9 protein-coding genes are annotated in these 11,784 nt (G+C 74.5%); 7 read left to right on the forward strand and 2 right to left on the reverse strand.

The window, feature by feature from the left end:
* Window positions 1–12 precede the first annotated feature (12 nt).
* From ABD332_RS24950 to ABD332_RS24970, 5 genes are all read left to right on the forward strand, one after another.
* Window positions 13–1,245, forward strand: coding sequence for an endo-1,4-beta-xylanase (locus tag ABD332_RS24950; protein ID WP_344504515.1), 1,233 nt, complete (start codon window positions 13–15; stop codon window positions 1,243–1,245).
* A gap of 158 nt (window positions 1,246–1,403) precedes the next feature.
* Window positions 1,404–2,684, forward strand: coding sequence for a glycoside hydrolase family protein (locus ABD332_RS24955; RefSeq protein WP_344504516.1), 1,281 nt, complete (start codon window positions 1,404–1,406; stop codon window positions 2,682–2,684).
* Between the two features lie 547 nt (window positions 2,685–3,231).
* Window positions 3,232–3,492, forward strand: a complete 261-nt coding sequence (locus tag ABD332_RS24960) for a helix-turn-helix domain-containing protein (RefSeq protein ID WP_344504805.1) — start codon at window positions 3,232–3,234, stop codon at window positions 3,490–3,492.
* Window positions 3,493–3,502: 10 nt separating this feature from the next.
* Entirely contained in the window at window positions 3,503–4,738 is a 1,236-nt protein-coding gene (locus ABD332_RS24965; RefSeq protein ID WP_344504517.1) for a glycosyltransferase, read from the forward strand.
* A gap of 147 nt (window positions 4,739–4,885) precedes the next feature.
* Window positions 4,886–6,502, forward strand: a complete 1,617-nt coding sequence (locus ABD332_RS24970) for an Hsp70 family protein (RefSeq protein ID WP_344504518.1) — start codon at window positions 4,886–4,888, stop codon at window positions 6,500–6,502.
* Window positions 6,503–6,538: 36 nt separating this feature from the next.
* On the opposite strand, the gene ABD332_RS24975 is transcribed toward ABD332_RS24970, so the two are convergent.
* Together ABD332_RS24975 and ABD332_RS24980 are read right to left on the reverse strand one after the other, a co-directional pair.
* Entirely contained in the window at window positions 6,539–8,944 is a 2,406-nt protein-coding gene (locus ABD332_RS24975) for a GTPase-associated protein 1-related protein (RefSeq protein WP_344504519.1), read from the reverse strand.
* Window positions 8,945–9,023: 79 nt separating this feature from the next.
* Complete coding sequence (locus tag ABD332_RS24980; protein WP_344504520.1) at window positions 9,024–10,025, reverse strand: hypothetical protein; 1,002 nt, start codon at window positions 10,023–10,025, stop codon at window positions 9,024–9,026.
* 544 nt (window positions 10,026–10,569) lie between these two features.
* Here ABD332_RS24980 and ABD332_RS24985 point away from each other — a divergent pair.
* Window positions 10,570–10,809: a hypothetical protein gene (locus ABD332_RS24985; protein ID WP_344504521.1), complete on the forward strand. Its 240-nt coding sequence runs from the start codon at window positions 10,570–10,572 to the stop codon at window positions 10,807–10,809.
* A 363-nt stretch (window positions 10,810–11,172) separates the two neighbouring features.
* Window positions 11,173–11,748 (forward strand): TerD family protein, encoded by a 576-nt coding sequence (locus ABD332_RS24990; RefSeq protein ID WP_344504522.1) that lies wholly within the window; start codon window positions 11,173–11,175, stop codon window positions 11,746–11,748.
* Window positions 11,749–11,784: the final 36 nt, after the last annotated feature.

Consider the following 11,784-nt stretch of genomic DNA (forward strand, 5'->3'; position numbering starts at 1 on the left):
AACGGAGCATGCATGCGATTGCGAAGACTGGTGCACGCGGGCGTCCTCGCCGTCGTGGCGGTCGGCTCGCTGGGCACCGTCGCGGCGTCGGCGCACGACGCCACGCCGGCGAAGCCGCAGGAGCAGACGCTGCGCTCGCTCGCCGCGCGGCACGGGCTGTACTTCGGCACCGCCGTCGACCCCGCCGCGTACGCGGCCGACGCCACCTACAAGACGATGGTCGACACCCAGTTCTCGACCGTCACCGCCGAGAACGCGATGAAGTGGGAGAGCCTGGAGCCGACCCGCGGCACGTACAACTGGGGCCCCGCCGACGCGCTGATCGACAACGCCGTGCGCAACCGGCAGCTGGTGCGCGGGCACGTGCTGGTCTGGCACAGCCAGGTGCCGGGCTGGCTGAGCGCCGGCATCAACGACGGCTCGATCGACGGCCCGCAGCTTCGCGCGCTGCTGAAGCAGCACATCACCGCCGTGGTCAGCCACTTCAAGGGCCGGATCTGGCAGTGGGACGTCGTCAACGAGGCCGTCAGCGACCCGTGGGAGACGCCCAGCGCCATCCACCTGGGCGGCAACGCCGGGTCGTTCAAGCAGAAGTGGGCCGACCTGCTCGGCCCGGACTACCTGGCCGAGGCGTTCCGGGCGGCGCGGGCCGCCGACCCGAAGGCGCTGCTGTTCTACAACGACTACAACATCGAGGCGTTCGGCGACGGCGGGGCCGGTGACAAGACCCAGTTCGTCTACGACCTGGTCAAGCGCCTGCGCGCAGGCGGCGTCCCGATCGACGGTGTCGGCAGCCAGGGCCACCTCGCCACGCAGTACGGCAACTACGACGTCTTCCAGGTGGCCGACGCGCTGCGGCGCTTCACCGACCTGGGGCTCGCGGTCGCGCTCACCGAGGTCGACGCGCGCAGCCTCACCCAGAACGCCGCCGACCCCACGCTGCCGGTGCCCGGGGCCGACGTCAGCGCCCGGGACCAGGCGGCCGCGTACAACTACCACGTGCTGCTGCAGGCGTGCCTGATGAACCGGCACTGCCTGTCGTTCACGGTGTGGGGCTTCACCGACAGGTACTCGTGGATCCCGGGCTGGTTCAAGAACCCGCCGGAGGGTCTCGGGTGCCTGTGGGACGCCTCGTACAACCCGAAGAAGTCGCTGCGGACGGTGCAGGGTGACCTGGTGGCGGCCGGGCCGCCGCTCGTCCAGCCGCGCATCCCGCAGGCGCCGCGGCAGCTGCCGCGGCGCTGATCCCGGGACCGCTGTCCGGCGTTGCGGCGGCGACGCCGGACAGTGCGGATCCCCGGTCCCCACGGGTGGGAGAGCGCTCTCTCAAGTTTGTCTTAGACTTTGATGAAGTCGGGTCTCCCGGCTTGACGTGCATTTTCGCATCGGCGAGCTTGAGTGGCATGAAGCTCCACCGGACCGTCCGCCGACGGACCCTAGCGCTCATCGTCTCGACCGCCGCCGTCGCCGCGCTCGGCGTGGTCGGGCTCGGTTTCGGGCTCACCAACGCCGCTGCCGCCACCGCCGGGCCGATCACCGGGATCGGCGGCAAGTGCGTCGACGTCGCCGGCGCCAACTCCGCCAACGGGACCGCGGTCCAGCTGTACACCTGCAACGGCACCGGCGCGCAGCAGTGGACCGTCGAGTCTGACGGCAGCGTCCGCGCGCTCGGCAAGTGCCTCGACGTGGCCGCGTCCGGCACCGCGGACGGCACCAAGGTCCAGTTGTGGGCGTGCAACGGCACCGGAGCGCAGCGGTGGACGGCGAGCAGCGGCCGCCTCGTCAACCCGAACTCCGGCAAGTGCCTGGACGCGTCGGGCAACAGCTCCGCCGACGGCACCCGCCTGCAGATCTGGGCCTGCACCGGCGGCGCCAACCAGGCCTGGAAGCTGCCCGGCGGCACCACCACCCCGACCACCCCGACGACCCCGCCCGGCTCGTCCCAGCCGCCGGTGACGGCGAAGAAGAAGGGCGTCAGCACCTGGGAGTTCCCGGGGCTGTCGCAGGCCGTCACGAACGTCGGCGCCGGCTGGTACTACAACTGGTCGCCGAGCAACGACAGCATGCCCGCCGCCGCGGAGTTCGTGCCGATGATCTGGGGCGCCGCCAACGTCACCGACGCGACCCTGGCGAAGGCGAAGAGCGAGGGCAAGGTGCTGCTCGGCTTCAACGAGCCGGACCTGGCCGGGCAGGCCAACATGACCGTCGAGCAGGCCCTCTCGCTGTGGCCGCGGCTCGAGTCGACCGGCATGCGGCTGGGCAGCCCCGCCGTCGCGTACGGCGGCAACACCCCGGGCGGGTGGCTGGACCGCTTCATGACCGGTGCGCGGCAGCAGAACCGGCGGGTCGACTTCATCACCCTGCACTGGTACGGCTCCGACTTCAGCGACGCCGCCGCCGGGCAGTTCGCCGGCTACCTGCAGGCCGTGTACGACCGGTACCGCCTGCCGATCTGGGTCACCGAGTACGGCCTGATGAACTTCTCCGGCACGCCCAAGTTCCCGAACACCGCGCAGATCACCGCGTTCATCACCGCGACGACCGCCCGCATGCAGGCGACGTCCTACATCGAGCGCTACGCCTGGTTCTCCCTGCCGGCGGTCGGCGACTCGCTGCCCTACGGCCTGTACAAGGACGGCACCACAGCGACCCCTGCCGGGCAGGCCTACCGCGTGGCCGGCTGACGGCCACCTCGCCGCGGTGGGGCTGTACCACTGCCCGGCGGCTCGTGTCAGCGGTTCGCCGTCAGTGAACCCCCATGAGTGAAGTCAGAAAACCTGGTACGTCGACGCTAGATTTTCGTGGTGGGCGGGGGTAGCGTTACTGGGGTCAAGAGAGTCGGAAAACGACGCTGACGATGCCACCCCTCCGAGGGTGAAGGGACAGAGCCGCGACTGGCTGCGACTCGTCCGGCACGATTGGAAGGGAACGACGAGAGAAAGGGGAGGGTTCACACCGTTGGATCGCCCGCTGTGGACCGTGCACACGGTCCGGCGAGCACCGCAGTATCCATCGAACGAGAGGTGGTCTCCGGTCTGGCAGATGCGATCCCCGCACCGTTGCCGCACATCGCGGCAGGTGTGGACATGACAATCCGGCATTCGTGTCGGTAGATGGTGTAACGACCCAATACCCTGGGCCCCGGCGCGAAAGCGCCGGGGCCCTCGACGCGGAGGTGACGTGTCCCCCTCGGACCATCCTTTAGACGACGACGACTTCCCCGCCTACACCATGGGCCGCGCAGCGGCGATCATCGGCGTCTCGCACGACTTCCTCCGCCGTCTCGGCGAGCTGAAGCTCATCAGCCCGCTGCGCTCCGACGGCGGGCACCGCAGGTATTCCCGGCACCAGCTGCGGCTCGCCGCCCGCGCCCGCGAGCTGTGCGACCGCGGCACCCCGCTCGAGGCGGCGTGCCGCATCATCGACCTTGAGGACCAGCTCGAAGCGGCCCAACGCACCATCCGGGACCTGCGATCCGAGGAGATCGATTAGAGTCCACCTCATGCGTGTGCTGTTCGTGTCCGCGCCGCTGCTTGGCCACATGCTGCCGCTCGTGCCGCTCGCGGAGGCGCTCCGCCGGGCCGGGCACGACGTGCTGATCGCCACCGCCGCCGACGCGCTCACCGCCGGACGGACCGCGAAGCTGCCGGTCGTCGATGTCGCGCCGGGCTTCTCCTTCGCCCGGATCGCCCGGCGGACGATGCTGCGGCACCCGTTCATCGCGCGCGCCGAGCTGGCCGGCACCGGCGGGACCCGCGGCGTCGGGCTGCTGTTCGGCACCGTCAACGAGCAGCTCGTCGACGGTGCCGCGGCGACCGCCGACCGGTTCCGCCCCGACCTGGTGGTGCACGAGCCCCTCGCGGTGGCCGGGGCGGTCGTGGCCGCGCGGCGCGGGGTGCCCGCCGTCCGGCACGAGAACAACCTCTTCGACGGCGCCGTCCTCACCGCCGTGACCGCCGGGCCGGCGCTGCGCCGGCACCACGTCGACGGCCTGCCCGACCCGGCGGCCGTGGTGCAGATCGCGCCGGCCGAGCTCGTGGGGGAGCGGCCCGGCCTGCCGATGCGGCGCCTGCCGGTCGGGGCGTCCCCGAACCGGACCGGCTCGTTCGCCCACCCGCGCGGCCCGTTCGCTGACCTGCGCGGTTCCGCCGTTGACCTGGGCGGCCTGTCCGCCGGCGTGGGCGGCGCTGTGCGTCCGGGCGGCTCGGCGGGCCCCGGCGGCGAGCCGGTCACGCCGCTGCCGCCCGCCGGGGGGCGCCCGCGGATCGCGGTCACCCGCAGCACCGTGGACGGGCCGGGCAGCGGCGGCATCATGCGCGCGATCGTCGCCGTCGCGGCCGGCGTCGACGCCGACATCCTCCTCGTCCGGCCCGAGCGCGGGCTGCCCGATCCGCTGCCCGGCAACGTGTACACCACCGGATGGGTGCAGCTCGACGCGCTCATGCCGACCCTCGACGCCGTCGTGCACCACGGCGGCGCCGGCACCGTCCTCGGCGCGCTCGCCGCCGGCGTCCCGCAGCTGGTCGTCCCCGGCCCCGGCGACCGCCGGCACAACGCGGGCGTGGTGGAGCGCTCCGGCGCCGGCTGGGCGATGTCGGCGTCCGCGATCACCGCCGACCAGCTGCACCGCCTCCTGTCCGACTACGGGCTGCGGGTGACCGCCGGCAGGTTCAAGGCCAGCATCGCCGCCCGCCCGCACCCCGACGAGGTCGCCACCCAGCTGGCCGCCATCGTGTAGCGCCGCCCGCGCCGGACTCCCGGCGGCGGCCGAGGGCTGGCGGGTGCCCCGCGTCGGTCGGGTGCGCGGCGGCGCCGATGGCCGGTGGGTGTCCCGCGGTCGTTGCGTGCGCGGCGGTCGATGGGCGGCGGGCGTACGCTGCTGGTCGTGGACCGGCTCGCCATCGACCTCGGCACCTCCAGCACGGTCGCGGTGGTGTGCGGCGCCGACGGCCGGGTGCGGCCGGTCCTGTTCGACGGCCGGGAGCAGCTGCCGTCCGGGGTCCACGCCGGTGCGGACGGTGCCCTGGTCGCGGGCCTCGACGCGGAGCGCCTGGCCCGCGCCGACCCCGCCGCCTTCGAACCCAACCCGAAGCGCCGCATCGACGACGGCACCGTCCTGCTCGGCCCACACGCCGTCGCCGTCCCCGACGCCCTCGCCGCGGTCCTCCGCGTGGTCGCCGCCCGCGCGCCGGGCGGTCACGTGGTGCTGACCGTGCCCGCGGGGTGGGGCGCGCCGCGGCGGGAGGTCCTCGCCGAGGCGGCCGCCCGCGCCGGGCTCGGCGCGGTGGACCTGGTCAGCGAGCCGCTCGCCGCCGCCGCGTACCTGACTGCGGCGGGTTCCCCGGTGCCGCCGGGCGCCGCGCTGCTCGTCGTCGACCTCGGCGCCGGCACCGCCGACCTCGCCGTGGTCCGCGACGGTCAGGTGGTGGCGCAGGGCGGCCTGGACGTCGGCGGCCTCGACGTCGACGCCGCGCTGGTCGGCGTCCTGGGTGCCGTGGTGTCCGCGGCCGCGCCCGCCGCCTGGCAGCGGCTGGAGTCGCCGGTGACCGCCGCCGACCGCCGCGACCGGCTGCTGCTGTGGCAGGAGGTGCGGGCGGCGAAGGAGAGCCTGTCCCGGCTCAGCGTCGCCCCCGTCCACGTCCCCGGCTACCCGTCGGACCCGCACCTGACCCGCGAGGAGCTGGAGTCGGTCGCCACCCCGCTCCTCGCCCCGGTCGCCGAGCTGGCCGCCGACCTCGTCGCCGCGTCCGGCGCCGGGGGCGGGGAGCCGGCGGAGGTGCTGCTCGTCGGCGGGGGCAGCCGGCTGCCGTCGCTGGCGCGGTTGCTGCACGCGCGGCTCGGCGTCGCGCCCACCACGGTCGAACGGCCCGAGACCGTCGTCGCCGAGGGCGCCCTCCACGCGACCGCGCCGCCGGCCGCGGCCGCCCCCGCCGCGTCCCCGCCGCCGGTGGCGGGACCGGCGGCCACTCCGCTGCGGCGCAGGTGGCTGAGCCCGGCGACGGTGCTGCTGATCCTGCTGTGCTTCGCGCTGCCGTTCGCGACCGTCTCCTGTGGACTCCCCGACGGCTACGGCCGCGCGAAGCCCGGCGGCACGACCAGTTACACCGGCTTCGACCTCGCGTCGGGCGGGACCCCCGACGTCGCGTCCGACCAGCTCCGCCCGGACGGCGAGCGGCGGCCGGACCGGCTCGCGCCGCAGCCGTCGTACATCGCCGGACTCCTGCTGCTCGGTGCCGTCCTCGCCGTCACGGTCGGGCTCGCGCAGGACCGGCGCCGCCGGGTGGCCGCCGCCGTCCTCGCCGGGCTCGCCGCCCTCGCCCTCGTCGCGGGTCAGCTGCTCGTCACCGACCGGCTCGCCGCCGCCGTCGCCGGGCAGAGCCGCCTGCCGGAGGGCAGGACACCCGGCGACATGGTCGGCACCGGCCCCGGCTTCTGGCTCGCGGTCACGCTGCTGACCCTCCTCGCCGCCGGCAACCTGGCCGCCCTCCGCACCCGCCGGTGACGCCCCCAGGCCGGGCGGGGTCAGGCCGGGGCGGGGTCAGTGGTTGCCGAACGGGTGGATGAGGCGGCAGATGCGGCGCTGCGAGCGGACGTGCTCCAGGTAGGCCGCCCAGGACGCGGACCAGGCGGGGCCGAAGCCGGCGATGAGCTCGCCGCCGCGGCGCAGCTGGCGGCTCGAGGCACGGGTCGCCCAGCGCAGGACGGGGGCGGTCAGGACGGGGCGGAGGCCGCGGCTGTCGTTGTTGTGCATGAGGTGGTAGGCGATGACCGCGTGCCGCTCGTCGCCCGGCTTGCGGAGCAGGTCGCTGAGCAGGGTGACGTAGTGCTCGACGACGCCGGGGTGGCGGCGCAGGACCGCGAGCAGTTCGCGGGGCGGGGCGCTGCGGGCGAGGGCGGCGGCCACGCCCGGGGAGTGCAGCATGACCAGGCGGGCCGGCAGCTCCTCCAGCTCGTGCAGCAGCGCGACGACCGGCCCGTCACCGAGCGGCCGGCCGGCCGGACCGGCGGGGGCCGTGGTCAGGCGGCGCACCACGGCGCGCAGGACGCGGTCGTCGGCGAGCAGCTGGAAGAGCCGGCGGTGGCGGGGGACCAGACCGGCGTCGACGAGCCGGTGGGCGACGTCCACGTCCTCGTGCGCCAGCGGCGCGTCGCCGACCAGCCGGCCGATGAGCCCTTCCAGGGTCTTCGCCGGCAGCACCACACCGGCCGGCGCCAGGCGCTTGAGCAGCCGCAGCTCGTCCACGGACGGGTCGGTCAGGCTCCACAGGGCGGCGGCCGTCGACAGGAACCGGTCGGGGTCGTGGGCCGCCGCGGTCAGGTGGTGCTCGACGAGCGCGGCGCGTTCGGCGCCGTCCACGTCGTCGCGGACCGCGCCGGCGAGGACGGCCTCGGCGAGCGGCGGCTCCAGGGTGGCGATGCGCGGCAGGAGCCACCGCCACCAGCCGGCGGCGATGTCGTGGCGGCGCACCGGGACGGCCTTGACCCGCCGGGTCAGCTCGTCGACGAGCGCCGCCGTGAGCCGGTCGCCGCATGGCCACAGCCCGGGGTCGAAGCCGGCCCGCGGGTGCCCGGCCCAGAATTCGACGAGGTCCCGCCCGCGGTCGGCGAGGTCGGACGGCTGGACGTCGATGCCGAAGCGGCCCGCGACCCGCAGCAGCGCCTCCGACCCGAGCGGCGCGGGCCCGGCGTTGAGGGCGGCGAGGACGAGCCGGCGGGCCGTGGTGTTGTCCGCGGTAGTCCACTCGCCGGCGGGCAGCGCGGGCGGCACGCGGGTGGCGACCTCGGCGCGCAGCGCGGCGGCGTCGGTCTCGCCGCGCAGCAGCGCCAGCCGGACGGCGGCGGCCCTCCCCGGCAGGATCCCGTCGGCGGCGGCGTCGTCCAGCGCCTCGAGGACCGGTCGCGGCCATGGCGTGACGGAGCTGGTGAACATGTCGGTGATGCCGCCGGTGTACGCGCGGCGAAGCGCCTGCGGGCCGTCGCGCAGCCAGCCGGCGATCGCCGGGGCGTGCGGCAGAGCCGGCTCGCGGCGCAGCACGGCGGCGAGGCCGAGCGCGGCGGCGGCGTCCGGTTCGAGGCCGCAGGCGGCGGCCAGGTCGAGCGCCTCGACGACGGCCCGCGGGTCGTCCTGCAGGAACCCGCCGACCCACCGCAGCGCGTGCGCCGTCGGCGTCGTGGCCGGGAACGCGCCGGCCGCCAGGTCGAAGACGGCGTAGCCGCGGCCGGTGAGCCCGGCGGCCGTGGCGGGGTCGACGCCGACCACGGGGACGCCCGCGGTGGCGGGGTCGCCGGCGTTGACCTCGAAGCCGAGGGCGAGGGCCCGCGCCGGCGGCAGCAGCAGCGTGCCGGCGGCGATCCACTCGACGATCCGGGTGGCCTCCGAGCCGACGAGCACGACCACCGGCGCGTCCGGCTCGCCGGCCCGGTCCAGGGCGGACACCAGCGCCAGGAGCATCGCGGCACCGCCCGGCTGGGCCGCGACGCGCTCCCGGACCAGTGCCGGCGTCAGCGTCGTCGCCGGCCCGCCGCCCGCGAGCGCCCCGCCCGGGATGCGCGGCCCCGGTGGCGGTGACATGGGGGAGTCCGGCGGGACGGCCGCGACCGGCGGGACGGCCGCGACCGGCGGGGCGGATGCGAGGGGCGGAGCGGCCGCGGGGGGCGGGGACCACAGCGGGGCGCCGAAGAGCTGCGCCGGCCGCAGCGTGCCGTAGTCGGCGGGGTCGTCGGTGACGATGCCGTGGCTGACCTGGCCGGCGTCGCCCAGGTGCCGGCGGAGCGTCGTGGCGAACGAGCCGCCGGCCGCGACGTGGCGGAACGACGGCTGCGGCGGGTCCCCGGCACCGGGCTCGTCCCGCCCCGCCGGCTCGTACAGCAGCACCGTGCGCACGGCGCGCGTCCCCCCGAGGAAGGTGGCCGCGGACCGCTCCCGCCGCGTCTCGTCGTCCATGCCGTCGCTCCCATCCTCGCCGCCCACGGTTCGGCGCTCTCTGACGGACCGGTCCGTCGCAGAGAAGGGAGCGGTGTGTCTACAGGTCCTCGACGACGGCGAGCACCGCGGCCACGATGTCCCGGATGCGGCCCCGGTCTCGCAGGATGCGGCCGACGTGGTCGCCCGCGGTGTCGCTCAGGCGGGGCCCGCCGTCCAGGGTGGGCACGGCGCCGTCACCGAAGGCGACGGCGATGACCTCGGCGACGACGGTGGCCGGGTCCTCGCCGGCCCGCAGCCGGGTGCGCATCGCGGTCATCGCCAGGTGGGCGAGCTCCCGCATGTACAGGTCGTCGCGCTCGCCGACGTCGATGAGGCTGAGGGCGGGGGTGTCCTGGTCGCCGGCGGGGCACTCCGGCGCGTACCGGGGCACCGGCACGTGCTTGTGCCCGAGGGGGCCCTCGACGTAGCGCTCGTACCACTCCCGCTTCGCCCGCATGACCCGCAGCACCGCCTCGATGTCGTGGCGCACGTCGACGGAGCCGTCCCAGTCGCCGGTGAACCGGCAGCGCAGCGCCGTCCAGCTGTCGACGGGCCACACGTTGGTCCCCGCGGTGACCGGGTTGCCGACCCAGTTGAGCATCTGCACGGCGAGGTGGACCAGCCAGCGGTCGCCGCCGAGCCCGTCGACCAGCCATTTCGGGGCGCGGGGGCGCTGCAGGGCGCCGATCTCGCCGCGCCGGCGGCGATGCCCGTTGACGGTCGCGGAGTTGATGAGGCCGCATATCCACGCGTCGAGGTTGTCGATGGGGGCGGTCGCGCGCCGGACGACGTCGTGGACGACCGCCTCGACGTCGTCATGGAAGCGGTCCAGGCAGTCGTCGGCCAGGTGTCGGACCGACACCGCGCACGCCGGGTGACCGCGCCTGCGCTCCATGCCCTGGGTGAGCCCCGTGTAGACGACCGGGTAGACCACCGAGTAGGCGCCGCCGGTCAGCCGGAGGCGCTCCGGCTCGTCCGCTCCTGCGACAGTCGTCGCGAGCGTCCCGAGCCTGGCCAGGCTGCGGACCTCATCGGCCGCCGTCGCCAGAAGTCGAGGCATGACGATTCCCCTTCGACAATTTCCAGGCTCGCGTGATGCGGGCAGGCAGTGAGGTGATGCTGCGCCGAATCGTCGTGTTGCACGCACATGCCAGTCTGGCATTGCATATTTGCAAGGGAACGGCACGAACCGGCGAATCGGAGATCGATCAGACCGGTGCGGCTCGGCCTTTCGGCCACCGGTTCCGTCGATCGGCACCGCGGCGTCAACGGATCGCCTTCCGCCGTTCATGAACGAACGACCCTGCCCGGGCGGCGGGGCCGCCACTGCGGTGGATCGGGACCGACGGTGCCGGCCAATGCGTACGGTTCGCCCGCTTGAGGTCATGTGATCGTCGATGGTCAATGTGATTTCGCGTGCCGTCCGTCAAAGAACATCCGGGCCGTGAGGGCGCGCCCGAGGACCGAGTGTGGAGGGGGCGTCATGCGCGGTTGCACCTGGCCGGCATTTCTGGTCGCCGGTGGGAGGGCCGCCGGACCGGCGTCCGCGTGGCGGTCCCCGGCTGCGGCTGACCCTTCGGGCGCCGGTCTGGGAGCATAGGGGCATGGCCACCCCGCCCACGGACCCGCCGGCTGACCGGATCACCGAGCTGCTGCACCGGGAGCTGCGCACCGCGCGGTCGGCGGCGATGGAGGAAGGGGCCAGCCCCGACGAGATCACCGCGGACCTGACCGAGCGGGTCGCCCGGCTGCGCCGCCTCAACGAGGCCGGCTGGCGCCCGGGCCGCGGCGGCGACCCGTCGCAGGCCACGCCGGACGCTCCCGACCCCGCCGACACCCCCTGACCGGGTGTCCGCCCGGGTTCCCAGCGAATTCGCAGCAACGCCCGCGGGCCTGCGCCAAGCGCCGCCGCCGTTGCCTTCCCGATCGGTAAGCTCGGCCGTGACCTGCGACGACGTGGACCGTGCCGGCCCCCGGCGGGGCCGGGTCCGTGCGGGAGGTTGATCAGGGGCTTGGGGGCAGCCACTACACTCGCACATGAATTTCCGGTGCAATCGATAGCTCCTGTCGTCGGCGGCTCCACTGATCTGCGACTCTTTTCGCGGCAGTCGGCACGTTCATGGCGGCCTTTCGAAATGGTCCGGACGGTTCGGACCGCATTTGCAACAGCGGGGGATGCCCCGCATACCGAGTAGTTGGAGGAGTTCGTGGGAGTCAGCCTCAGCAAGGGCGGCAACGTCAGCCTCACCAAGCAGGCGCCCGGCCTGACGGCCGTGTCCGTCGGTCTGGGCTGGGATGTCCGGACCACGACCGGCGCCGAGTTCGACCTGGACGCCAGCGCGATCATCTGCGGCGAGTCCGGCAAGTCCCTCTCGGACAAGCACTTCGTGTTCTTCAACAACCTCGCGTCGCCGGACGGCACGGTCCAGCACCAGGGTGACAACCTCACCGGTGAGGGCGAGGGCGACGACGAGCAGATCAACGTCAACCTGGCCGGCATGGCCGCCGAGGTGAGCAAGATCGCCTTCCTCGTGTCGATCTACGACGCGGACGGCCGCTCGCAGTCCTTCGGCCAGGTGTCCAACGCCTACATCCGGGTCGTCGACCAGAACACCGGCGCCGAGCTCACCCGCTACGACCTGTCGGAGGACGCGTCGACCGAGACCGCGATGGTGTTCGGCGAGCTCTACCGCAACGGCGGCGAGTGGAAGTTCCGCGCCGTCGGTCAGGGCTACGCGTCCGGCCTCGCCGGCATCGCCCGGGACTTCGGCATCAACGTCTGACCCTGACGGGTCCCAGCACCACCGCCGCGGGTCGCC

The organism is Dactylosporangium maewongense, assembly GCF_039531485.1.
Classification (GTDB): Bacteria; Actinomycetota; Actinomycetes; order Mycobacteriales; family Micromonosporaceae; genus Dactylosporangium; species Dactylosporangium maewongense.